This window comes from Methylobacillus sp. MM3 (assembly GCF_001645185.1).
Classification (GTDB): domain Bacteria; phylum Pseudomonadota; class Gammaproteobacteria; order Burkholderiales; family Methylophilaceae; genus MM2.
The window spans coordinates 108780-132198 of record NZ_LXTQ01000030.1; the positions used below are offsets into that span (position 1 = coordinate 108780).

General features: G+C 59.0%; 27 protein-coding genes. 15 read left to right on the top strand and 12 right to left on the bottom strand.

Annotated features, from left to right (window positions below; translation table 11 throughout):
* Positions 1 to 25 precede the first annotated feature (25 nt).
* The 11 genes from A7976_RS09345 to A7976_RS09395 all read left to right on the top strand — a co-directional run bounded on the left by A7976_RS09345 (position 26) and on the right by A7976_RS09395 (position 11185).
* The gene (locus tag A7976_RS09345; protein ID WP_067110621.1) at positions 26 to 769 is read left to right on the top strand and encodes an SDR family oxidoreductase; all 744 of its coding nucleotides are present in this window, start codon (positions 26 to 28) and stop codon (positions 767 to 769) included.
* Positions 770 to 838: 69 nt separating this feature from the next.
* Positions 839 to 1081 (top strand): DUF2798 domain-containing protein, encoded by a 243-nt coding sequence (locus tag A7976_RS09350; protein WP_067110624.1) that lies wholly within the window; start codon positions 839 to 841, stop codon positions 1079 to 1081.
* Positions 1082 to 1144: 63 nt separating this feature from the next.
* Positions 1145 to 2221 (top strand): glycine cleavage system aminomethyltransferase GcvT, encoded by a 1077-nt coding sequence (gcvT, locus tag A7976_RS09355; protein ID WP_067110627.1) that lies wholly within the window; start codon positions 1145 to 1147, stop codon positions 2219 to 2221.
* Between the two features lie 78 nt (positions 2222 to 2299).
* Positions 2300 to 2683 (top strand): glycine cleavage system protein GcvH, encoded by a 384-nt coding sequence (gene gcvH / locus A7976_RS09360; RefSeq protein ID WP_067110629.1) that lies wholly within the window; start codon positions 2300 to 2302, stop codon positions 2681 to 2683.
* A gap of 282 nt (positions 2684 to 2965) precedes the next feature.
* Positions 2966 to 4333 (top strand): aminomethyl-transferring glycine dehydrogenase subunit GcvPA, encoded by a 1368-nt coding sequence (gcvPA, locus tag A7976_RS09365; protein ID WP_067110632.1) that lies wholly within the window; start codon positions 2966 to 2968, stop codon positions 4331 to 4333.
* Positions 4327 to 5769, top strand: a complete 1443-nt coding sequence (gene gcvPB, locus A7976_RS09370; RefSeq protein WP_067110634.1) for an aminomethyl-transferring glycine dehydrogenase subunit GcvPB — start codon at positions 4327 to 4329, stop codon at positions 5767 to 5769. Before gcvPA ends, gcvPB begins: the two co-directional genes overlap by 7 nt.
* Before the next feature lie 118 nt (positions 5770 to 5887).
* Positions 5888 to 6184: an acylphosphatase gene (locus A7976_RS09375; RefSeq protein WP_067110636.1), complete on the top strand. Its 297-nt coding sequence runs from the start codon at positions 5888 to 5890 to the stop codon at positions 6182 to 6184.
* 39 nt (positions 6185 to 6223) lie between these two features.
* A complete protein-coding gene (locus tag A7976_RS09380; RefSeq protein WP_067110638.1) occupies positions 6224 to 6550 on the top strand; it encodes a DUF2004 domain-containing protein in 327 nt (108 codons plus the stop codon).
* 619 nt (positions 6551 to 7169) lie between these two features.
* Complete coding sequence (fusA, locus tag A7976_RS09385; protein WP_067110641.1) at positions 7170 to 9251, top strand: elongation factor G; 2082 nt, start codon at positions 7170 to 7172, stop codon at positions 9249 to 9251.
* A gap of 93 nt (positions 9252 to 9344) precedes the next feature.
* Positions 9345 to 10766 (top strand): multicopper oxidase domain-containing protein, encoded by a 1422-nt coding sequence (locus tag A7976_RS09390; protein WP_205633489.1) that lies wholly within the window; start codon positions 9345 to 9347, stop codon positions 10764 to 10766.
* Positions 10763 to 11185 (top strand): hypothetical protein, encoded by a 423-nt coding sequence (locus A7976_RS09395; protein ID WP_067110646.1) that lies wholly within the window; start codon positions 10763 to 10765, stop codon positions 11183 to 11185. Before A7976_RS09390 ends, A7976_RS09395 begins: the two co-directional genes overlap by 4 nt.
* An 83-nt stretch (positions 11186 to 11268) precedes the next feature.
* Here the strand turns inward: A7976_RS09395 and A7976_RS09400 are convergent, their stop codons facing one another.
* Positions 11269 to 11760, bottom strand: coding sequence for a hypothetical protein (locus tag A7976_RS09400; protein ID WP_067110649.1), 492 nt, complete (start codon positions 11758 to 11760; stop codon positions 11269 to 11271).
* Between the two features lie 154 nt (positions 11761 to 11914).
* Positions 11915 to 12472, bottom strand: a complete 558-nt coding sequence (gene fae, locus A7976_RS09405) for a formaldehyde-activating enzyme (protein WP_067110651.1) — start codon at positions 12470 to 12472, stop codon at positions 11915 to 11917.
* 223 nt (positions 12473 to 12695) lie between these two features.
* On the opposite strand from fae, the gene nuoI reads away from it, so the two are divergent.
* Positions 12696 to 13184 (top strand): NADH-quinone oxidoreductase subunit NuoI, encoded by a 489-nt coding sequence (gene nuoI / locus A7976_RS09410; protein WP_067110654.1) that lies wholly within the window; start codon positions 12696 to 12698, stop codon positions 13182 to 13184.
* Positions 13185 to 13193: 9 nt separating this feature from the next.
* On the opposite strand, the gene A7976_RS09415 is transcribed toward nuoI, so the two are convergent.
* Genes A7976_RS09415 through A7976_RS09450 form a run of 8 tightly spaced genes read right to left on the bottom strand, consistent with a single transcriptional unit; the run spans position 13194 to position 19637 of the window.
* Positions 13194 to 13511 carry a non-heme iron oxygenase ferredoxin subunit gene (locus tag A7976_RS09415; protein ID WP_067110656.1) on the bottom strand — a complete coding sequence of 106 codons (318 nt, stop codon included), beginning with the start codon at positions 13509 to 13511 and terminating at the stop codon, positions 13194 to 13196.
* Between the two features lie 30 nt (positions 13512 to 13541).
* Positions 13542 to 13895, bottom strand: a complete 354-nt coding sequence (locus A7976_RS09420) for an SUF system Fe-S cluster assembly protein (RefSeq protein WP_088178412.1) — start codon at positions 13893 to 13895, stop codon at positions 13542 to 13544.
* 3 nt (positions 13896 to 13898) lie between these two features.
* On the bottom strand, positions 13899 to 14339 hold the full coding sequence (sufU, locus tag A7976_RS09425; RefSeq protein WP_067110659.1) for a Fe-S cluster assembly sulfur transfer protein SufU: 441 nt from the start codon (positions 14337 to 14339) through the stop codon (positions 13899 to 13901).
* A complete protein-coding gene (locus tag A7976_RS09430; protein ID WP_067110662.1) occupies positions 14336 to 15586 on the bottom strand; it encodes a cysteine desulfurase in 1251 nt (416 codons plus the stop codon). Before A7976_RS09430 ends, sufU begins: the two co-directional genes overlap by 4 nt.
* A gap of 24 nt (positions 15587 to 15610) precedes the next feature.
* The gene (gene sufD, locus A7976_RS09435) at positions 15611 to 16927 is read right to left on the bottom strand and encodes a Fe-S cluster assembly protein SufD (protein WP_067110665.1); all 1317 of its coding nucleotides are present in this window, start codon (positions 16925 to 16927) and stop codon (positions 15611 to 15613) included.
* On the bottom strand, positions 16928 to 17692 hold the full coding sequence (gene sufC, locus A7976_RS09440; RefSeq protein ID WP_067110667.1) for a Fe-S cluster assembly ATPase SufC: 765 nt from the start codon (positions 17690 to 17692) through the stop codon (positions 16928 to 16930). It lies immediately after the preceding gene.
* 12 nt (positions 17693 to 17704) lie between these two features.
* Complete coding sequence (sufB, locus tag A7976_RS09445; RefSeq protein WP_067110670.1) at positions 17705 to 19153, bottom strand: Fe-S cluster assembly protein SufB; 1449 nt, start codon at positions 19151 to 19153, stop codon at positions 17705 to 17707.
* Positions 19125 to 19637: an SUF system Fe-S cluster assembly regulator gene (locus A7976_RS09450; protein ID WP_067110671.1), complete on the bottom strand. Its 513-nt coding sequence runs from the start codon at positions 19635 to 19637 to the stop codon at positions 19125 to 19127. The genes sufB and A7976_RS09450 overlap by 29 nt, the downstream gene beginning before the upstream one ends.
* Positions 19638 to 19777: 140 nt before the next feature.
* On the opposite strand from A7976_RS09450, the gene A7976_RS09455 reads away from it, so the two are divergent.
* Positions 19778 to 20140: a 4a-hydroxytetrahydrobiopterin dehydratase gene (locus A7976_RS09455; RefSeq protein ID WP_067110674.1), complete on the top strand. Its 363-nt coding sequence runs from the start codon at positions 19778 to 19780 to the stop codon at positions 20138 to 20140.
* Between the two features lie 136 nt (positions 20141 to 20276).
* Here the strand turns inward: A7976_RS09455 and A7976_RS09460 are convergent, their stop codons facing one another.
* The gene (locus tag A7976_RS09460) at positions 20277 to 20522 is read right to left on the bottom strand and encodes a hypothetical protein (protein ID WP_067110676.1); all 246 of its coding nucleotides are present in this window, start codon (positions 20520 to 20522) and stop codon (positions 20277 to 20279) included.
* A gap of 79 nt (positions 20523 to 20601) precedes the next feature.
* Complete coding sequence (locus tag A7976_RS09465; protein WP_131801013.1) at positions 20602 to 21093, bottom strand: hypothetical protein; 492 nt, start codon at positions 21091 to 21093, stop codon at positions 20602 to 20604.
* Between the two features lie 299 nt (positions 21094 to 21392).
* Here A7976_RS09465 and ompR point away from each other — a divergent pair, with 299 nt between their 5' ends.
* The gene (gene ompR / locus A7976_RS09470; RefSeq protein ID WP_067110682.1) at positions 21393 to 22118 is read left to right on the top strand and encodes a two-component system response regulator OmpR; all 726 of its coding nucleotides are present in this window, start codon (positions 21393 to 21395) and stop codon (positions 22116 to 22118) included.
* The gene (locus tag A7976_RS09475) at positions 22115 to 23416 is read left to right on the top strand and encodes an ATP-binding protein (RefSeq protein ID WP_240483845.1); all 1302 of its coding nucleotides are present in this window, start codon (positions 22115 to 22117) and stop codon (positions 23414 to 23416) included. The genes ompR and A7976_RS09475 overlap by 4 nt, the downstream gene beginning before the upstream one ends.
* The last annotated feature ends 3 nt before the right edge of the window (positions 23417 to 23419 follow it).

Here is a 23419-nt window from a genome sequence, read left to right on the forward strand (position 1 = left end):
AACCAAACATCTGGAGAGTATCAACATGAATACACATGACGAAAAAGTAGCCTTCGTTAGCGGCGCCAATCGCGGCATCGGCTTTGAAACCGCCAAAGGGCTGGGTGAAGCGGGCATTACCGTGGTCATCGGGGTGCGTGACATCGCCAAAGGCAATGCTGCGGTCGAACAATTGCAAGGCCTTGGAATAAAGGCAGAAGCGATCCACTACGACGCGGCCCAGCCTGGCTCGGAGAATGCCGTGTTCGATCATCTGGCAAATCGTTACGGCAAGCTCGATATCCTGGTCAACAACGCCGGGATACTCAAGGAACAGCTCGTCGGCGGCAACAACAGCAGCTCCGTCGAGCAGGAAGTGCTCAAGGAGACGTTTCAGACCAACCTTTTTTCGGTCATTGCCCTCACGCAGAAACTGCTGCCTCTGCTACGCAAGGCGAAAGCCGGCCGTATCGTCAATCTTTCCAGCATCCTGGCATCGTTGACGCTGCACAGCATGCCCGAATCGCCCATAGATCCTGCCAAGGGCTTTGCCTACAACGCCTCCAAAACCGCGCTCAACGCCTACACTATCCATCTGGCACATGAGCTCAAGGACACACCGATCAAGGTAAATTCCGCCCATCCGGGATGGGTTAAAACCGAACTCGGCGGCGCGAATGCGCCGATGGAAGTCGCAGATAGCGGCAAAACCAGCGTGCGTCTGGCCACTCTGGACGCAGCAGGACCGAGCGGCGGATTCTTCCACGAGTCCGAAACGCTGCCCTGGTAACAATGAGTGCGCATGCATGCCCTGATCATGTCATCAGGGCTTGCTTGTACTAGTCTTATGGAGTCATGAATGAAGGCAAAAATACCGTATCGGTATCGCAACATCCTGTTCGCGTTGATCATGTCCGGCACGACTTCGTTAATTGTTTCCGCCATCATCATTTTTACCCATGCGCACACCAACGGAAGATTCATCGCCACCTGGCTCTTGGCGTTCTCGACCGCATGGCCTATCGTATTTGCGGCAATACTCGTCATTGCGCCACAGGTGCACAGGCTGCTGGACGTGATAGTTGATGAAGCAAGGAAATGATTGAACCCTTCCATTTGCAGCCGGTCTCGTACAATGATCCTTCATTAGCGCACAGGACCCGGCATGACAAAAACAACGCCATTCAATTCCGCGCATCATCTTCTGAATGCCCGCATGGTCGATTTTCATGGCTGGGAGATGCCGCTACATTACGGTTCGCAGATCGAGGAACATCACGCCGTGCGGCGCGATTGCGGGATGTTCGATATTTCGCATATGTGCGCGATCGACGCCATCGGATTGGATGCCAAGCCATTTATGCAACGGCTGCTGGCCAATGACGTCGAGAAATTGCGGGCGGGCAAGGCGCTCTATAGCTGCATGCTGAACGAAGCCGGCGGCGTGCTGGACGACCTGATCGCCTATTACCTTGGCGGCGGGCGCTACCGCATTGTGGTGAATGCCGCCACAGCCGAGAAAGATATCGACTGGATGAAGGCCTGCGCAGCCGGCTGGAAAATGCAGCTGGCGCTAACGCCGCGCTGTGATCTTGCGATGCTGGCAGTACAAGGACCGAATGCCCGCGAAACCGTGTGGCAAGCATTGCCGGATATCCGCGACGCCACCACCGCAATGGCGCCTTTTCATGCGCAGCAAGTGGGTGATTACTTCGTCGCGCGCACAGGCTACACGGGCGAGGATGGATTCGAACTCACTTTTTCTGCCCAGCATGCAGAAACGCTCTGGCAGCGCCTGCTCGAACTGGGCGTGCGGCCTTGCGGATTGGGGGCACGCGACACCCTGCGTCTGGAAGCAGGCATGAATCTCTATGGTCAGGATATGGACGAGTCGGTTTCGCCGCTGGATGCCGGGCTGGGCTGGACGGTGGTATTCGATACAGCCCGCGAATTCGTAGGACGAAGCGCACTGCTTTCCCGGCCAAGGCAGTCGCAGTTTCTCGGATTGGTACTCGACGGCGGCGGGGTGCTGCGCCCCCAGCAGAAAGTGTTTACCGCCACCGGCGAAGGCCTGATCACCAGCGGTACTTTCTCGCCGACCATGGAAAAATCCATCGCACTGGCACGGCTGCCGCTCGACTCCACGATGGGCGACACGGTTGAAGTGGAAATTCGCGGCAAACGTCACAGTGCCCACATCGTGAAACCGCCGTTCGTACGCAACGGCAGGATTTTGGTCTAAACTTCCAGTCATGCAGGGCGGATAATCGCAGCGTTATCTACTCTACGGAAAAAACCGTAACGTCAGGAACAACAACCCATGTCCAATATTCCAGCCGATCTCAAATACGCCAAAACCCATGAGTGGTCACGCCTGGAGGCTGATGGCACAGTCACCGTCGGCATCACCGATCATGCGCAATATCTGCTCGGCGACCTGGTGTTCATCGAGCTGCCGGAACCCGGAAAGCAAGTAAGCGCAGGCAAGGAAATCGCCGTTGTCGAATCGGTGAAAGCGGCCTCGGATATCTACGCGCCGCTTTCCGGCACGATCAGTGCAGTCAATCAGGATGCCGCCGACATGCCGGAACGAGTGAATAATGATGCCTACGCTACCTGGCTGTTCAAGATACAGCCGGACAACGCGGCAGACCTCGACCAGTTGCTCGATGCGGCCGGCTACCAACAGGAAATCGGCGAATAGTAGCCTAGAGAGCCTGTTTCAGCAGGAAACGACTGATGCGATATGACACAAAGGCGATGGATGCAAGGCGCACCGCGCAGCCAATGGCCGCCCATTGGCAAGCGGTGCAACGCCGCAGACGCGCTTTTGTGTCATACCCCGGAGGGGCAGCACTGCCTTGCGCGCAGAGCGTTGTTGCTCGCCACTTATTTGGAATAACCAAACCGCGCGGCTCACGCCTAGCTCTTCACGCAAGGCAGTGCTGTCGCACAGCCGTTTCCTGCTGAAACAGGCTCTCCATCGATGCCGTTCATTCCGCACACGCCTGACGACATCGCCCAAATGCTCAGCGCGATCGGCGTCGAGCGCATCGCCGATCTTTTCGATGAAATCCCTGCCGAGCTGCTGAACGGCGATCTCGGCGCAATTCCACCCGGCCTCAATGAAATGCAGGTCACGCGCCTGATGCAGGAGCGCGCCGCCTATGACGGCGGACAGCTCAGCTTCATCGGCGCGGGAGCCTACGAACATCACATCCCCGCTGCCGTCTGGCAGATTGCGACGCGCGGCGAATTCTATTCCGCCTATACGCCCTATCAGGCCGAAGCCAGCCAAGGCACGCTGCAGCTGCTGTACGAATGGCAGACGATGATGGCTTCGCTCACCGGCATGGAGGTTTCCAATGCTAGTTTGTACGACGGCGCGAGCGCAGTAGCCGAGGCGGTGCTGATGGCGGTCCGCGTCAACAAGGCCGGCGTGCATCGCGTGCTGGTGCCGGCGAATCTCCATCCACTCTATCGCGCGGCATTGCGCACCCTGCTCTCGCCGCAGAAAATCGCCATTGCCGAGATCGCATTCGACCCCGCCACCGGCCGCATCGACCAGACCGCACTGGAAGCCGCCGGCCACGAGCCTTTCGCGGCGCTGATAATCAACCAGCCCAATTTCTTCGGCGTGCTGGAATCGCCCGATGCGCTGATCAACTGGGCACACGACAAGGGTGCGCTGGTCGTCGGCGTATCCAATCCACTCGCGCTGGCGCTAATCAAACCGCCCGGCGAATGGGGAGCAGGCGGCGCCGATATCGCCTGCGGCGAGGCGCAGCCGTTCGGCATTCCGCTGACCAGCGGCGGGCCCTATGTGGGGTATCTCTGCTGCAAGCAAAGCCTGGTGCGCCAGATGCCCGGGCGCCTGGTCGGGCGCACGGTCGACCTCGACGGCAAGCCCGGTTTCACGCTGACACTGCAGGCGCGGGAACAGCACATCCGCCGCGCCAAGGCCACCTCCAACATCTGCACCAATCAGGGCTTGATGGTTACGGCAGCCACCATCCATCTCGCATTGCTAGGCGCGCAAGGCATCGAAGCAGTGGCAGCAGCCAGCCATGACAATACCCGAGTCTTAATCGACAAGCTCACTGCCATACACGGCATAGCGCGCATTTTCGACGCGCCGTACTTTCATGAGGCGGCGATTCGCCTGCCTTGTCCTGTGGCGCCGGTTCTGGAAAAACTGCGTCAGCACAATATCCTCGGCGGCCTCGATCTGGCCCCGTACTACCCCGACCTCGGCAATGCGCTTCTGGTCTGCACCACCGAAACCAAGACCGAGGATGACCTAAACATCTACGCCGATATTCTCCGCTCGGTGCTGGAGGAGCTGGCATGCTGATCTTTGAACATTCACGCCACGGACGCGCCAACGCGGCGCAGCTCGCATCCAGGCAGCATGTATCCGATCTTCCGGAAGAGTTGCGCCGCACCTCGCGGCCATTGCTGCCGGAAGTCTCCGAACTCGACGCGGTGCGGCATTACACGCGCTTGAGCCAGCAGAATTTTTCCATCGACACGCACTTCTACCCGCTCGGCTCGTGCACGATGAAATACAACCCGCGCGCGGCCAATGCGCTGGCGATGCTGCCGGGTTTTATCGGACGCCATCCGCTGGCACCTGACGACACCGGACAAGGTTACCTTGCTTGTCTGTGGGAATTGCAGGAAATGCTCGCCGAAGTGACCGGCATGGCCGCCGTCAGCCTGGCACCGATGGCCGGCGCACAGGGCGAATTGGCGGGCATCGCGATGATCCACGCCTATCATGCGGCTCGCAACGACACTGCACGCAACGAAATCATCGTGCCAGACGCCGCGCACGGCACCAACCCGGCGACCGCGACGATGTGCGGCTACAACATCCGCGAAATCCCCACCGATGCCAACGGCGACGTCGACCTCGAAGCGCTGAAGGCCACCTGCGGACCGCAGACAGCCGGGCTAATGCTGACCAATCCTTCCACCTTGGGCGTGTTCGAACGCAGCATCGGCGAAATCGCGCGCATCATGCACCAGGCCGGTGGCCTGCTGTATTACGACGGCGCCAACCTCAATGCGATCCTGGGCAAGGTGAAACCCGGCGACATGGGTTTCGACGTCATCCACATGAATCTGCACAAGACCTTCTCCACGCCGCACGGCGGCGGCGGGCCGGGCGCAGGCGCGGTCGGCGTGAGCAAGCGGCTGGAACCTTTCCTGCCGGTGCCGGTGGTCGCGCGCGAAGAAAATCATTACCGCTGGCTCACGGAAAAAGACCGGCCGCAAAGCATCGGCCGGCTATCGGCCTTCATGGGCAATGCCGGCGTGCTGTTGCGCGCCTATGTATACGCCCGTATGCTGGGCCGCACCGGCATGCAGCGCGTTGCGGAATTCGCCGCGCTCAATGCCAATTACCTGATGGACCGCCTGCGCGCATCCGGCTTCGAACTGGCCTTCCCCACGCGCCGCGCCAGCCATGAGTTCATTATCACGTTGCAAAAGCTGAAGGAAGAAACCGGCGTCAGTGCGATGGACGTCGCCAAGCGTCTGCTGGACAAGGGCTTTCACGCCCCCACCGCCTACTTCCCCTTGCTGGTGCCGGAATGCCTGTTGATCGAGCCGACCGAAACCGAGTCGAAGGAAACGCTGGATGCCTTTGTGGAAGCCATGCGTGAGATCATGGCAGAAGCCCGCACCGTTCCCGATTTACTCAAAACGGCACCGCACACTATGCCGGTATGCCGCCTGGATGACGTCAAGGCCGCGCGCGAGCCGGATCTGGTATGGAAGGCCTAGCACCCACGCTCCAGTTTCCCGGGCACTCCTTCCGTAGCGCAGGCGTTCCCGCCTGTATCCCCCCGATCCTCATGGTTTGTTGCAGGCGAGGACGCCTGCGCTACAAAGTCTGCGCCGTATGAGTCAGCAAGGCAGCATCCTTATAGCCAAACTGCTGCGCATCCACGGCCAAGTGCAAGGTGTTGGTTACCGCGAGTCGATGCGGCGTGAAGCGGAGCGATTACATTTGTACGGCTGGGTACGCAACCGCCGCGACGGCACGGTAGAAGCGTTGGTCTGCGGTGAAGCCAACCAAGTCGAACGGATCGTGGAATGGGTCAAACAGGGGCCGCGCTTTGCCACAGTGGACCGGGTGGAAATAAGCGAGGCTGAAATCACGACCAGCGGCAGGTTTGAAATAGTATTCACCGAATGATTGGATGCCTACTTCATGTTAGGCAGACAAGGATCATCAATGACCATAGTTGAATCTGAGAAGCGGCAGAAGCTTGCTCTTGAAGCTATCAAACAAGCGTTTGGTACGGAATCCGGCGAAGACAACGTCAATTTGTTTGTCGAGCATCACATCGAGGAACTTCCGCAGAACTACTGGCAACAATATCTTGGCGGTGACACGCCAGAACCCGCGGCAGTAGTCGACCTGCTTCAACTTCGCTCGTCTTGGGGTCAAAACGACATCGAATACTTTGACTTCACTCTCCCCGGTGAGGTGACCGACTACGTCGTCTCGGTGCATTTCGATAGTTCAGGCGATGTTGATGGCGTATCGATGGAGAGCTGACGTGCAATATCTGCCTAACAACTCCTTGCAGCGAACCGCCTTCGGCGGCCGCAAAAGTCAGGCGTAAGCGGCACACCATGCCTCCGCGATACTTCATAGCCCTACTGGCCGTTTTCCTGATCGGCGTCACCATTGGCGGCTACGTTTTCTCGCGCAGCCTGCCCCGATCATTTCTGACGATAACCGAATGTGAGCAGCAATGCTTGCGCCCAAGTGAGCTGGCCGGCTTATTGGTTTCTGCCGGCATACAGCGCATGCCAGCCGCACTTCCGCGAGTCGAGTACGAATCGGACAAATGCATCGCCATTGCCCATCCATCGCCTCAAACCCGTATCCATCTCGTACTTTTCCCGAAGCGGGACATCAAGAATATTGGCGCCTTGTCGGTCGGCGATGCGCCCTACGTGCTGGATTGCTTTGCCATGGTTCGCGAGATCAGCCAACGCACCCAGATAAACACTATCGGCTACTCACCAATGGCCCGGCACGTCAGCATGTGGCGTATCTGCATTTCCATTTCATGGCAAGGTAAGAGGCGCAAAGCGCAATACCACGCAAGCCGAAATCGGTTTTATACTGATTGCTCGGGGTTACCCTTGATTGCATGGAGGTTGTCGGCATGGCTACCACCCGCATTCCGCTGGATCGCGTACGCAACATCGGCATCATCGCGCACATCGATGCGGGGAAAACCACGGTCACCGAGCGCATCCTGTTTTATACCGGACGCACCCATCATATCGGCTCGGTGGACGACGGCAACACGGTCACCGACTGGATGGCGCAGGAGCGCGAGCGCGGCATCACCATCGTATCGGCCGCCATCACCACCGACTGGCGCGACCATCGCATCAACCTGATCGACACCCCCGGCCACATTGACTTCACCGCCGAAGTACAGCGCTCGCTGCGCGTGCTGGACGGCGGCATCGTGGTATTCGATGCAGTGCATGGCGTAGAACCGCAGAGCGAAACAGTGTGGCGGCAGGCGGATCGCTTTCGCGTGCCACGCATTTGCCTCGTCAACAAGATGGACCGGCCCGGCGCCGATTTCGACCATGCGCTGCAAACGATAGAACAGCGCCTTGGGGCGAACGCCGTGGCGGTGCAGCTGCCCATTGGCCGCGAACGCGAATTCGAGGGTGTGATCGACCTGCTGCGCATGCAGGCCATCTACTGGCCGGAGGAAAGCGGCGTGCAGCCGGAAATCCGCGACATTCCAGATGCCTATCGCGAGGCAGCGGAAGCCGCGTGGACGAGATTAATCGAAAAAGTCGCCGAAACCGACGACGCGCTGCTCGAGCTCTACCTGCAAGGCGAGACACCGACCACCGAGCAGCTCATTGCCGCGCTGCGTAGCGCCACCATTGCAAACAACCTGTTTCCGGTATTCTGCGGCGCGGCCTTGCGCAACAAGGGCATCCAGCCGGTGCTGGACGGCATCATCGACTACCTGCCTTCGCCGCTGGATATCGGACAGGTCGCCGTAACCGACCCCGCTACCCACGCTGAAACCTTCCGCCAGCCGGACGATGACGAACCCTTGGCAGCGCTAGTGTTCAAGATCGTGCGCGACCCGTATGTCGGCCATCTGACTTACTTCCGGGTTTATTCCGGACGGCTGCATTCCGGCCAGCAGGTTTATAACGCCACGCGCGACCGCCCGGAACGTATCGGCCGGCTGGTGCGCATGTATGCCGACCGCCGTGAGGACATCGAGGAAGTGCACGCGGGCGACATCGTCGCAGCGCTGGGCATGAAAACGGCGCAGACCGGCGATACGCTGTGCGCCCCGGAACAGCCGGTGCTGCTGGAGCGCATCGCCTTCCCCGAGCCGGTGATCCGTGTCTCGGTCGAACCGAAAACCAGCGCCGACCAGGACAAGCTCACCGACGCATTGCGCTATCTGGCGGAAGAAGACCCGACATTCAAGGTGACGGTGGACGAAGACACCGGCCAGACCATCATGGCCGGCATGGGCGAACTGCACCTGGAAATCCTCGCCGACCGCATCAAGCGCGAATACGGCGTGCAGGCCAACCTCGGCCGACCGCGTGTGGCTTACCGCGAAACCATCACGAAAGCGGTGCCCAAGGTGGAGGGACGCTACATCCGCCAGACCGGTGGGCACGGCCAGTATGGCCACGTGGTCGTGGAACTGCGTCCGGCCGAGCCGGGGACCGGCATCCGCTTCGAAAACGCGATCACCGGCGGCGCCATCCCGCGCGAATTCATCCCCGCCATCGAACAGGGCTTCATCGAGGCGGCCGAAAACGGTGCCGTGGCGGGCTATCCGGCTACGGACATGACGATACGCCTCGTTGACGGCTCCACCCACCACGTCGACTCCAGCGAGATCGCCTATCGGAACGCTGCCATCGCCGCCTTCCGGGAAGGCATGCCGCAGGGCGCGCCCATTCTGCTCGAACCGTATTCCAGGATCGAAATCGTGGTGCCGTCCGAATACCAGGGCGCCGTTGCCGCGCAGTTATCCGCCCGACGTTGCGAAATCGAAAACTCGGAATCCCGACCCGGCGGCGTGCAAGCGATACGCGGCATGGCGCCTCTGGCAGAAATGTTCGGCTACGCCACAGATTTGCGCTCCGCCACGCAGGGGCGCGGGCTGTTTACGCTGGAATTCGACCACTACGCGCCGGTGCCGACGACGGTGGCGAAAGAGGTATTGGCAGGAAGGCTGTAACGCAGGCGAGACCGCCTGCTCCCGGTTTTACAATCAAGAACAACGACAAGGGAGAAATACATCATGAGAACCATATCGAGCTCACGCTCATGCATGTTAATCGCCGCAGCACTGCTTCTTGCCTCCTGCGACCGGCAGACGCCCCAGGCTGACCCCTACGATCAGAGCAAAATGGATCTGCATCTAGTGCCGGCCAAGTTAACGGACGAGCGTCATCAAGGCGCCTTCGCGGAAGGCAATGCGCTGAGCATGGGCGCGGAACTCAAGCCGCTCGACCCCGCGCCGGTCAAAACAATTCGGCTGGACACCACACACAAGATCATTGACATCGCGCCGGGCGTGAAATTCAGCGCCTGGACCTTCGGCGACCAGGTACCGGCGCCGACCATACGCGCACGTGTCGGCGACAAGATCAAATTCAGCATGAGCAATCGCAGCGACGAGCCGGTGCCCGGCGTGCAGTTGACGGCGGCGCCGATGATGCATTCCATGGATTTCCACGCAGCCATGGTCTCTCCGCAGGACAAATACCGCTCCATCGCCCCCGGGCAGACCATTGAGTTCGAATTCACGCTCAACTATCCGGGCATTTTCATGTACCACTGCGGCACGCCGATGATCCTGGAGCATATTGCCTCGGGCATGTATGGCGCCTTGGTGGTCGAGCCGCGTGACGGCTATCCGACCAAGGTCAACCGCGAATACGTGATTATCCAGAGCGAGTTCTACGCCAAGCCCGACCCTTCCGGGCGCAAGGTCGATACTGCGCCGCTTTATGTGCTGGACGGCGACCGTTTGCGCGTCTCGCAGCCGACCCATATCGTGTTCAACGGCACCCACAACGGCATGGTGAAGCACCCCCTGCCGGCCAAGCCCGGCGAGCGCGTCCGTCTGTATGTGCTCAATGTCGGCCCCAGCAAGACCTCCAGCTTTCATGTCGTCGGCACCATCTTCGACCGCGTCTGGATCGAAGGCAATCCGGACAACCAGTTTCGCGGCATGCAGACGGTACTGCTCGGTTCTTCCAATAGCGCCGTCGTTGAATTCGTGATCCCCGAAGAAGGCTCCTACATCATGGTCGACCACCATTTCGCCAATGCCTCGCAAGGCGCAATCGGGCTCATCTCCACCACAGCTGCGGCTCAGGAGAAAGACATCGAACACCATAATATTCCGGCCTCGGCCACCCCCACCGATCCGGACGCGGCGCAGGGCAAGCTCGACTTCGAAAGCAAGTGCCTCGCCTGCCATACGGTGGGCGGTGGCGACAAAGTCGGCCCCGATCTCGCCGGCGTTACAAAGCGACGCAGTGACGACTGGCTCGCCCGCTGGCTCAAGGAGCCCGAAAAAATGCTGGAGATCGATGCCGACGCCAAAGCCATGCTGAAGCAATTCAACAACCTGCCGATGCCCAACCAGAACCTGACCGACAAGGAAATCAGCCGGTACATCCAGTACTTCCACTGGATAGATACACAACCGGCGGGCACAGCCAAAATTGCGGAGACGCATTGAGCATCTTCACGCCCTTTGCCGCTCTTCTGATGCTGGCCCTGCACAGCACTGCCATCCTCGCCTGTGGCCACTGCGTCGAGGACAAGATCGCAGCGGTGTACGACCATGCCAATGTGATGCAGGCGCTGGAACGAAAACACCCTATCGCCTTCTTCGCCATCGACGGACCTCTTGCCGATGGCACCGGGCGGACGCTGGAAACGCTTGCAGAATCGGTTACCGGCGTGGACAAGGGCAGCACACGCGTTTCGATGGAGTCCGCGGCGATGGCCGTGGCCTTCAATCCCGAGCGAACAACTTTCGCGAAAGTGCAAAAAGCGCTGGAACGAAAATTCAGCGGCAAGAAATTGACGTTGCAACCATTACGCATCATGGATAAGCCGGCGCAATTGAAGCCGGCCAGCCAACGCCAGGATTGATTCGATAAAAAGAAAGGCCGCGAACCTCTCGGATCGCGGCCTCCCGAGCTGCGGCGTCTGCCTGCAGCTCTCCCCCGGGCGGCTCAATGCTTGTCGTTGCCTTTTCCCGGCCCTCTGTCGTGGCCTTTACCTCCCTTGTCATGTTTCATTCCATGGTCGCCATGATCGCGGCCCCCATGGTCGCGGTCGCCCCTGGAGTGCTTGGACCCGCCGCCATGATGGCGCTCGCGATATTCCGGCACATACACGTCGTTGTACCAATGATCCTGCACGAAATACACCGGACGTCCGCAAGCGTTGTACTGGCCGCAATAGCTGCGCCATTTCTTCGCGTGCCCCGGAGGCACATGCAAATAAATCGGCTCGTACGCCACACCTACCGGCCGTACGATGATCGGCTCCGGATAAACCAGTACCGGTCGAGGAAAATCGCCGATATCGATACGTCCGTAAAAGCCCGGCTGGCCAACCGTAACGGAAACGCCGACATCGGCGGCCGAAGCGGGCATGCCAACAAAAGCGGACACCGCGAACAAAGCGCCTGCCAGAAATTTCTTGCGGTTATGACCTTTCATATTTGATCCTTTTTCGATGAGGTAATGAAATAACGGATAATTGCTCTTTTTGGATGACAAACGCTTACCGACCCGTTTGCAGGGCCATCAAGGCAAGCTGTCATTCGCTATCACAACTGCATCGGTGCCTCCCCAATCAAATTAAACCCCGTAATCAATGCAAGGCCCCCATCGCCTGTATCGCGGCGTTCGGGTAGTCGTGTGCGGCAAACGGGTGATGCGCCGTCGATTCCTTCGCAATCACCTCGGTCGGCAGCGGCAAGCCCTCGACTGCACGCCGAATAGCGAGTTTGGTTGCTTCGTAGTTCCAGTCCTGGATCTTGGCATCGTCTACTGCATCCCAGTGAATGAATACGCCGACGCAGACAAACAGGTCGTTGGCTTCGTCGATCGGGATGATGCCCTCCTTGACGCTGTCGGCGACCGCTTCTGCCACGCCGCATTGGGCAGGGCCGAACATCTGCACGGCCTGCTTGGCGTTTTTGATATCCACCTTGTTGAACATTACGGTGGGCGGTTTGGCCATCATGTTGGGTGCCAGAACGGCGAGCAGTGCATTGTCGCCGCGTTTCTGGTTGGTAAGAGCGATACAAAATGCCGTTTCGGCGCCGCTACCGCGCGGGCCGATGATCAGATCGACGTGAGCGACTTCATTTCCGTCTCCCACCAGCGCCTCTCCGATCATAACTTTATTGATTTTGGCTGTTTCCATGGTTTCACCTCCTTTCCATCAAACACAGCCCATGCCGCGCAAAGAATGCGATATGAGCGTGCGAAAGCTGCAAAACCAGGACTATTTTTTAGAACGCTAATTTAGCGGCAAGTTCTGATTGCCGCGTAGGACGCCGCCGACGGCAGCAGGATGAAAATATTATCGGCCGGGTGCGGCAGGAATTAAATCAACCTTGATGGGTCGAAATGTTCAGAGGTTATCGATGCGCTATCTCCGAGAACTTTTCAATACCTGGTTTCTGACCGAACTGCTGCGCGGCATGGGTGTGACCGGAAGAAGTTTTTTCCGGCGCAAGGTCACCGTGCAGTATCCGGAAGAAAAAACCCCGCTTTCGCCACGATTCCGCGGCCTGCATGCGTTGCGCCGCTACCCCAATGGCGAGGAGCGCTGCATTGCCTGCAAGCTGTGCGAGGCAGTCTGCCCCGCAATGTGCATCACCATCGACTCGGAAGAGCGGCCCGATGGCACGCGCCGCACGACGCGCTACGATATCGACCTTTTCAAATGCATCTATTGCGGCTTTTGCGAAGAAGCCTGCCCGACAGACGCGATTGTAATGACGCGCTACTTCGAATTCCATATGGAAGAGCGCAATCAGGCCGTCATCGACAAAAACGGCTTGTTGAAACACGGAGACAAGTTCGAACGGCAGATCGCCGCCGACCGGGCGCAGGACGCACCCTATCGCTGAATGGCGAGGCTACACGCCCTCGGCATCCACTTCCACCCAGCCGTCGGTAACGCGCACGGGAAATGTCCGCAGATTTTCGATCGCGGGCGGCGCCAGTACCGCTCCGGTCACCACCGAAAATCGCGCTCCGTGCAACGGGCAAACGATCTCTTCGCCTTCCAGCTTGCCCTCGGAAAGTTCGGCGTACTCATGGGTGCAGGTATTCTCGATCGCGTAGTAGCGCCCGTCGAGGTTGACCACGAGAATGGGAAAGTCGTCAGTGTCGATCTTGCGGCAAGTGCCGGGCAAGAATTCATCCACTGCCGCCACATCAATCCAGTCGCTCATGCGCTTCTCCTTTTCTGCAAAGCCTGTGCTTCAAAGCATGCCAAGTTGCAATCGCGCGGCCTCGGTCATGTTGTCCCGGCTCCATGGCGGATCCCACACCAGCTCCACATTCGCGGCGCTGACGCCGCCCACGCATAGCAACGCCTCCTTCACGGTACCGGGAAAGCTTTGCGCGACCGGACAATTGGGCGCGGTCAGCGTCATGCGCACATGCACTTCTCCCTGGGGCGAGATAGCGAGATCGTAGATCAGGCCGAGATCATAGATATTCACCGGGATTTCCGGGTCGTAAATGCTGCGCAAAACATCGATGACGCGCGCCTTGAGCTCATCGCCGGTAGCCGGTTTTTCCTGCTGATCCATGAGTGTTTTCCAATCGAGCATGACTTACTCCGTCGTCACCGGAACGCGCTGGTTTTCCAGCGCTGCCAGCAAGGTATGCCAGGCCAGCGTCGCGCATTTGACGCGTGACGGAAATTCACGCACGCCTGCCAGCGCTTCCAGCTTGCCCAGGCCTTCCGGCTCGCCAGTGCCGGTTACCAGCTGCTGAAACTCTTCCATCAGGCGCATCGCCTCTACTTCGTCCTTACCTTTCAGGACTTCCGTCATCAAGGAGGCAGAAGCGGTTGAAATGGCGCAACCGGAACCTTCGAAATGCACATCGCGAATGATGCCGTCTTCGACCTGCAAATGGAGTTTCACGTGGTCGCCGCACAAGGGATTGTGGCCCTCCGCATCGCGATTCGCGGAAGGCAGCGGGCCATAATTTCGCGGCGAACGGTAGTGGTCGAAAATGACTTCCTGGTAGAGATCGCGTAGTTCGTTCATCGCTTGAATAGCTCCACTGCGCGCTGCAAGCCCGCTGCCAGCGCGTCGGCTTCTTCCTGCGTGTTGTAAAGCGCGAACGAGGCCCGCGCGGTGGCCGCCACGCCGAAACGCTGCATCAACGGCATCGCGCAATGATGGCCGGCGCGGATGGCGATGCCCTGGCGGTCGAGAATAGTGCCGATATCGTGGGCGTGCACGCCCTCCAACAGGAAGGAGAGAATGGCGGTTTTTTCCTTTGCCGTGCCGATCAGGCGTATACCGGGGATTGTTTCGACAACGCGCGTGGCATGGTCCAGCACTTCGTGCTCGTAGGCGGCGATCGTTTCCAGCCCTATCCCGGACAGGTAATCCAGCGCGGCCCCGAGACCGATGGCCCCCGCCACGTTCGGCGTGCCGGCCTCGAATTTGTAAGGCAGCACGTTGTACTCGGTATGCTCGAAAGCCACCGTGCGTATCATGTCGCCGCCGCCCTGGTAAGGCGGCATTTCTTCCAGCAGCAAGGCCTTGCCATACAGCACGCCTATGCCCATGGGCGCATAGATCTTGTGGCCCGAAAACGCATAGAAATCGCAGCCCAGCGCCTGCACGTCGACCGGCAGATGCGCAATGGCCTGCGCGCCATCCAGCAATACCGGTACGCCATGGGCATGCGCCTTGGCGATCATCGCCCGTACCGGATTGATGGTGCCGAGTGCATTGGAGACATGCGCCAGAGCCACCAGCTTTGTACGTTCATTCAGCAATTTTTCGTAGGCGTCGATATCCAGTTCACCAGCATCGCTGACCGGAATCACGCGCAATACCGCGCCGGTTTGCTGACATACCATCTGCCACGGCACGATGTTGGAGTGGTGTTCGAGCGCGGAAATAATGATCTCGTCGCCTTCACGCAAGCGCGGTCTGGCATAGCTTTGTGCGACGAGATTGATTGCCTCCGTGGTGCCGCGCACAAAAACGATTTCATCCGGACGGGCGGCATTAATGAAGCGCTGCACCTTTATTCGCGCCCCTTCGTAAGCGTCCGTCGCACGCTGGCTCAGCATATGCACACCGCGATGCACGTTGGCATTATCCTCGCTGTAATAACGCGCCTCGGCGTCAATGACCGCCTGCGGCTTCTGCGTCGTGGCGGCATTGTCCAGATAGACCAGAGGCTTGCCGTGAATCTCGCTTTCCAGGATAGGAAAATCGGCTCGCCAGCGCTCTACTCGCATTTCGTCCATCGTCGGTATTTCAACAAGCTTCATCACGCAAGCTCCTTTTGGGCTTCGTTAAAGACTCAGGTTCTCCCCTTGCGGCAAACGATCGAGCACCAGACCCTCGATACGGTTGCGCAGGGTAGGATTTTCGATTTTCTCGATGATGTCGTTGGCAAAGCCATACATCAGCATCGATTTCGCCAGATTGGCGTCTATGCCGCGCGAACACAGGTAGAACAAGGCATCGTCATCCAGCTGACCCACCGTCGCACCGTGCGTGCATTTCACATCATCGGCGAATATCTCCAGTTGCGGCTTGGTGTCGACTTCCGCCTGGCGGGACAACAGCAAATTATGGTTGGACTGGTCGGCATCTGTTCTGACGGCGCCCGGATGCACAATCACCTTGCCGTTGAACACACCGCTCGATGCCCCGTCGAGGATGCCGCGATAGGCCTCGCGGCTGGTTCCGTCGGGCGCCAGGTGGTCGATGCGGGTATGGTGATCCATGTGTTGCTTGTCATCCAGCAGATACAGACCGTTCATGGTGCAATGGCAATGAGGGCCGAGCAGGCGCGATGTAATATCATTGCGCCCGAGGTGGCCTCCCAGTGCGTAGGAATGCGATGCAAACCGGCTATCCGCCTGCTGATCGGCATGAATGCCGGCGATATGCACGGCTGCCGGCCCTTCCTGCAACAGCTTGTAATGCCGGATATCGGCCGCGGCACCCAGGTTGAGCTCGGTTACCGCATCGGTGAAGTTGTGCGAGTCCAGCGTGCCCATGTAGTGCTCGATAATCGTCGCGCGCGCACCGGCACCGGCCAGCACGATATTGCGCGGATAAATGGCGACGCCGTGGCCGCTGGCGATGAACAACAGATAGATCGGTCCATCCACGACGGTATTCGGCGGCAGGGAAATAACGGCGCCGTCGGTTGCAAAAGCATTGTTGAGCGCGCCGAACACGGTGTGCTCTTCGCCCTCGAAATAAGGCCGCAGCAATTCGTCTCCATCCTCAAGCCGTTGTGCAAGGCTGCCCAGATGAACGCCTTCCGGCAATTCGCCCATGGCCGACAATTCTTCCGAAAAATGCCCGTTCACGAACACCATCAGGTGCGTGCCTTCCTGCGCCAGCGACCAGGCATGCAGCGCTGCTTCGGAAGAAGGATCGGGCGGAATATCGTCGGGGGCCAGTGAGGCACGGCGCGTGAGCACGGAAACGTCGGTATATTTCCACTCCTCGTCGCGGCGCGTCGGGAAACCCTGCGCGGAAAAACGTGCAAACGCTTGCTGACGCGCCCGAATCACCCAGGGCACATCGTGGCCGGCGAGCCCCGTGGGGACGCGCTCCAGCTCATCGCTATGCGTGATTTCCATGACGTTCATTCAAGCCACCTGCCTTGCCCCGTTTTTGGCCTCGACCCAGCCATAGCCATGCAGCTCCAGTTCCCGCGCCAGTTCCGGCCCGCCGGATTTGACGATACGGCCTTGTGACAGCACATGCACATAATCCGGCACGATGTAATCCAGCAGGCGCTGATAGTGGGTCACCACCACAATCGCCCGCTCCGGCCCGCGCATCGCGTTGACGCCGTCCGCGACCGTCTTGAGCGCATCGATATCCAGCCCGGAGTCGGTTTCGTCCAGTATGGCCAGCAGCGGCTCCAGCACGGCCAGCTGCAATACCTCGTTGCGCTTTTTCTCGCCGCCGGAGAACCCCTGGTTCACGGCGCGCGTGAGAAAAGCTTCATCCATGCCCAGTCGTTTCATCCGTTCGCGCACCAGCCCGAGAAAATCCATCGCATCCACTTCGGGCAGACCGCGCTCCCGGCGGATCGCGTTGAGTGAGGTCTTGAGAAACAGCGCGATGCTGACGCCCGGGATTTCCACCGGATACTGGAACGCCAGGAACACACCTTCCCGCGCGCGCGCTTCGGGCGGCATGGCGAGCAGATCGTGGTCGAGGTAGGTAACCGATCCTTGCGTCACCTGATAGCCTTCACGCCCGGCCAGCACCTGTGCCAGCGTGCTCTTGCCGGAACCGTTGGGGCCCATGATGGCATGCACTTCGCCGGCGCGGACATGCAGATCAATGCCGTGCAGGATTTCCTTGCCGTTCACGCTTGCATGCAGATTCTTGACTAGCAGCATTGCATTCCTCCTTTATCCGGTACTGCCTTCCAGGCTGACGCCCAGCAGTTTTTGCGCTTCCACCGCGAATTCCATTGGCAGTTCCTTGAAAACCTCCTTGCAGAATCCGCTGACGATCATCGACACCGCATCTTCCGGAGCGATGCCGCGTTGCGTGCAATAAAACAGCTGATCCTCGCCGATGCGCGAAGTGGAAGCCTCGTGCTCGACTTTCGCCGTGGGATTCTTCACTTCGATGTAAGGGAAGGTATGTGCGCCGCAGTGGCTGCCCAGCAGCAGCGAATCGCATTGGGTATAGTTGCGCGCGCCTTCCGCGCCGGTCAACACCTTGATCTGGCCGCGGTAGGTATTCTGGCCGCGGCCGGCCGAAATACCTTTCGAGATCACCGTACTGCGGGTATTACGCCCGAGATGGATCATCTTGGTGCCGGTATCCGCCTGCTGGTAATGGTTGGTCAGCGCCACCGAATAGAACTCGCCGATGGCGTTGTCGCCGCGCAGGATCACGCTGGGGTATTTCCAGGTGATGGCCGAGCCGGTTTCGACTTGCGTCCAGGAAATATGCGAATTCGCACCGCGGCAATCGCCACGCTTGGTGACGAAGTTATAGATGCCGCCCTTGCCCTCCTTGTCGCCCGGATACCAGTTTTGCACCGTCGCGTACTTGATACGCGCGCCTTCCAACGCCACCAGCTCGACTACCGCCGCGTGCAATTGGTTTTCGTCGCGCATCGGCGCAGTACAGCCTTCCAGATAGCTCACATAAGCATCCTTGTCGGCGATGATCAGCGTGCGCTCGAACTGGCCGGTATTTTTCGCGTTGATGCGGAAATAGGTAGACAGTTCCATCGGGCAGCGCACCCCGGGCGGGATATAGCAGAACGAACCGTCGCTGAACACTGCGGCATTGAGCGCGGCATAAAAATTATCGGTGTGCGGCACGACGCTGCCGAGATATTGACGGACCAGATCGGGGTGATTCTGCACCGCTTCGGAAAACGGACAGAAGACGATACCGAGCTCGGCCAGCTTTTCGCGAAAAGTCGTCGCCACCGAAACGCTATCGAATACCGCATCCACCGCTACGCCGGCCAGCATGGCCTGCTCCTTCAGTGGAATGCCGAGGCGCTCATAGGTGCGCAGCAATTCGGGGTCCACGTCATCCAGGCTACGCGGCCCGGATTTATCCGATTTCGGTGCGGAATAGTAGACGATATCCTGATAATTGATGGCCGGATGATGCACGTTGGCCCACTCTGGTTCCTTCATCGTCAGCCAATGCCGATAGGCTTTCAGGCGCCATTCCAGCATAAAATCGGGCTCGTTCTTTTTGGCCGAGATCAGCCGGATGATGTCTTCGTTGAGGCCAGGCGGGACCGTGTCGGTTTCGAGCAGCGTATAGAAACCGTGCCGGTATTCGCGGCCGATCAATTCATCCAGTGACTTGGTTGCGGTGTTCATGAAGCGCCTCCATTGATTCGTTCATGCTGTCGGGTGATGTGGTTCCTTCAATATGCTTGCGCCAGGAGATGGCTTGCGGCTCCGGCAATATCAGATCGTTCAACTTCACGTCTGCCAGGATGCCGCGTATCGACTGGCTGATTCGTTGCCAGTTGGCTCGCACCGAGCACGTCGATTCGCGTGTGCATAAACCGGGCGTACTGCCGCATTCCGTCAGCCCCATCGGCGCGCCCTCGATAGCATCGATAATGTCTGCCACCGAGATGCTCTGCGGAGATCGAGACAAGCTATATCCGCCCATTGCTCCGCGCCGCGATACGAGCAATCCGGCATGCGTCATCAGCTTGAGCAATTTGCTCACCGTAGGCTGCTCCAGGCCAATGGCATGGGAAATTTCACCCGCGCTGATCAAACGCTCGGGCTGCTTTGCGATGTAGCTCATCACAACCGTTCCGTAGTCAGCCAGCTTGCTCATGCGCAACATGCAAAATCCTCCTTCAGCAAATTGGACTGAATTGGTCCTGTATGGTTCAACACAGAGAAGAACCCAGGCGGCAAGCCATGGTCATATTGTTCAGAACAGATTAAATCGTTGAGGGGAGTTGCAACAGAGGACACATCGTCATGCTTGAAACTGAATTGACCGACAAGAAATGCACCCCTTGCCAGGGCGGCATCCCACCGCTCAAGCGCAATGAAGCAGAAGCCTATCTAGATCGCGTTCAGGGCTGGGAATTGCAGGACAACGCCACCAAGCTGAAACGGACTTTCGCTTTCATGAATTTCATGGATGCGCTGGAGTTTGCACGCAAGGTGGGCGAACTGTGCGAAGCGGAAGGGCATCACCCCGATCTCGCCTTGGGCTGGGGCTATTGCCGCGTGGTATTCCAGACCCACAAAATCAATGGCCTGCACGAGAATGACTTCATCATGGCCGCCAAGGTGAACGAGCTGGCCAATAGACAGGAATTTCTCAAGGCTGCATGACTTGCCGGGCTGAAATGCTTGGCAAGAGAAACCGACGAGTTCCCTAATCGGTTTTGCAACCCGGTCTTTCTATGACAGGGAAGTACGTCCGCGCCTGTGTCACCAGTCATGAGGCCCAACAGCAAAAGGTGACGCCTCAGTCGCCACCTCCGCCATCGCTGCCGCCAGAAGAGTCGGGGCCGTTCCAATCGCCGCTGGCACCGCCACCGCCGAAGGCGCCGCCGCCCCCGCTAAAAGGCTCGGACGAAGTACCTGAATATTCGCTGTCGTCGACATAGCCATCCGCGCCTGAATAAGCATCACGAGTTCGCCGCGGGCGCCTTCTTTGCAGCAAGTACCAGACAAGTGCCAGCCCTGCCACCAGCAACAGAAATGCAGTCATGAGCAATGCCCAACAAGGATGTCGAGGAAGTGTGCCTCAAATTAAGCAGGCGCAGCAACATGCGCCTGAGGCGTAATAACTATTGGGATTTGGTGGAGCGGGAATCGGTGCCGGGATTATCCACGCGCGCGGTTTCGCGCCTCTCCATCGCTGCGCGGTCGCGTGCAGCCTGTATTTCCTCGCGGGTGACGATGTTATCGCCGTTGGTGTCGATCTGGTCGAATTGGCGCGCCAGACGCGGCATGCGCAATTGAGCCTCGCTGCGTGAGATGGAGCCGACGCCACTTTTATCGGCATTATTCAGGCGCTCCTGCATGCGGTCGTGCATCAGACGGCGGCGTTCGGCCAGTTGCTCGCCATCGGGATAAGCCTGGCGAGAATAGCTGTCGAGCACTTCACGCAGGCGCTTGCGGGCTTCCGGAGGGAGTTTTTCTTCGAGTACCTGGCGGTCTTCCACCTGGTCTTCATTGGCAGATCGGGAAGAATTCGAGGGCAAATTCAGAGGGTCCGTCCACGCTGAACGGGTAAACACAAGCAATGCCAGACATGCCAACAGTGAAGGTTTTTTCATGCAGCCTTTAATTGCTACTTGTCAGTTGTGAATATTTTCGGGCGGGGAGGGGCACAACCTCACCGCCCGAACATGCGCAACAGCAGCACTTTTCGTCATCGCTCCAACCGGGAGCGGATAACTCTTTTTAACTACGGAGACCTTGTGGAGATCAAGGTGTGATCAGAATATCGTCAGGATGTAACCAGGATATTTCCGTCTCCGGAAAATTTGTAACGATTTGTAACAAACTAGAAAGATTGCAATAGTTTTGTTACCAAAATCGTGATCAGACTTATTTTCAGCGCTACCATAGCGCCATGCAAAAAAGAATCCTCATCGTGGATGACGACCAGCGCCTGCGCGAGCTGCTGATGCGCTACCTTACCGAGCAGGGCTACGAGGTTCAATCGGCAAGCGACGCGTCCAGCATGGATGCGCTGCTTGCGGATAACCAGTATCAAATAATGGTACTCGATTTAATGCTGCCTGGCGAGGATGGATTGGCAATCTGCCGTCGCCTGCGCGGCAGTGGCAACAATATGCCGGTCATCATGCTCACCGCGCGCGGCGACGAGGTGGATCGTATCGTCGGCCTCGAAATGGGCGCGGACGACTACCTGCCCAAGCCGTTCAACCCGCGCGAATTGCTCGCCCGCATCAACGCGGTACTGCGCCGTCACAAGTCGCAAGCCGCCCATGCGGCACATCATGAAAACATTGCATCCACCATTCAATTCGGCGAATTCGTGTTCGATCCTGCCGCCCGCAGCCTGCTGCGTAATGGCAGCCCCATCGCGATCACCAGCGGTGAATTCGCGCTACTCAATGCCCTGGCAAGTCACCCACGCCAACCGTTGTCGCGCGACCGCCTGATGGAACTGGCGCGAGGGCGCGAACTGGATGCCTTCGACCGCAGCGTGGATGTACAGGTGTCGCGTCTGCGCAAACTGATCGAGAGCGATCCTGCGCAACCTCGCTTCATCCAGACAGTGTGGGGCTACGGCTACGTTTTCGTCCCGGATGGCGGATCCCCCACGACATGAGCTTCATGCCCCGCACGCTGCTGGCGCGGATCATGCTGCTGATTGCTTTCCTCCTGATGGCGGGACAATATGCGGCGTTTCGCCTGTTCGAATACGTTGAACGTGAACCGCGCGCCTCGGCCGCGGCCTTGCAAGCGGTCAGCATCGCCAATCTGACTCGCGCCGCCCTGCTGGCCGCACATGAAGACCGCCGCCTGCAACTGCTGACCGAGCTTTCGCAAACCGAAGGCGTGCGGGTTTATCCCATCGAAATCTTCGAAATCGTAGAGCCCTTGCCCGACGACCCGCTGCTCCGGCTGATTGCACACAAAATTATCCAGCAAATGGGTGCCGGCACCGTGGTCAGCATCAACCATCTCGGCCTGCCCGGCCTGTGGGTCAGCTTCTCCATCGACGACGAGGATTTCTGGGTCGTGATCCCCAAGATCCGCACCGAGCGGCCAGCGCCCTGGCAATGGGTGGAATGGGCTGCGCTGATGCTGGTTCTCTCGTTGGCGGGCGCTTACTTTATCGCCGCACGCATCAATCGCCCGCTCCATCTGCTGGCCAAGGCCGCCGACCAGGTGGCACGGGGGCAAACAGCCGACCGGCTGCCTGAATATGGGGTGCAGGAATTACAACGCGTGAGCCACACCTTCAACGAAATGACCGAAGCGCTGGCACGCCTGGATGCAGAGCGGACCTTGCTGCTGGCGGGCGTATCGCATGACCTGCGCACGCCTTTGGCGCGATTGCGGCTGTCCGTTGAAATGCTGTCGGCATCCGACTCGCTCAAGGCTGGCATGATCCAGGATATCGAGGACATGGACGGCATCATCCGGCAGTTCCTCGATTTCGTACGCGGGCTGGAAGGTGAAATGGAGCAAAAGGAAGATCTCAATGCACTGATCGAATCGACGGCCGACCGCTACGCGCGCAGCGGCCATACGCTGCATCTCAACCTCGGCCCGTTGCCGGAGCTGATGCTGCGTCCGCTGGCGATGCAGCGTCTGTTGGGCAATCTCATCGACAATGCATTCGCCTACGGCGGCAAGAAGGTCGAACTCATGACGCGCCAGCAAAACGGCACCATTGCATTGAGCGTTCTGGACAACGGTCCGGGAATTCCCGCAGAGGACATGGAAAGAGTATTGCGCCCTTTCGAACGGCTGGATTCCGCTCGCGGCCAGGAGGGCGGAAGCGGGTTGGGGCTTGCCATCGCCGACCGCATCGCGCGCCTGCATGGAGGCCATCTTTCGCTCCATAACCGCGACAGCGGTGGCCTGGAAGTGCGAATCACCCTGTCCCGTAAAAGCTGAGCC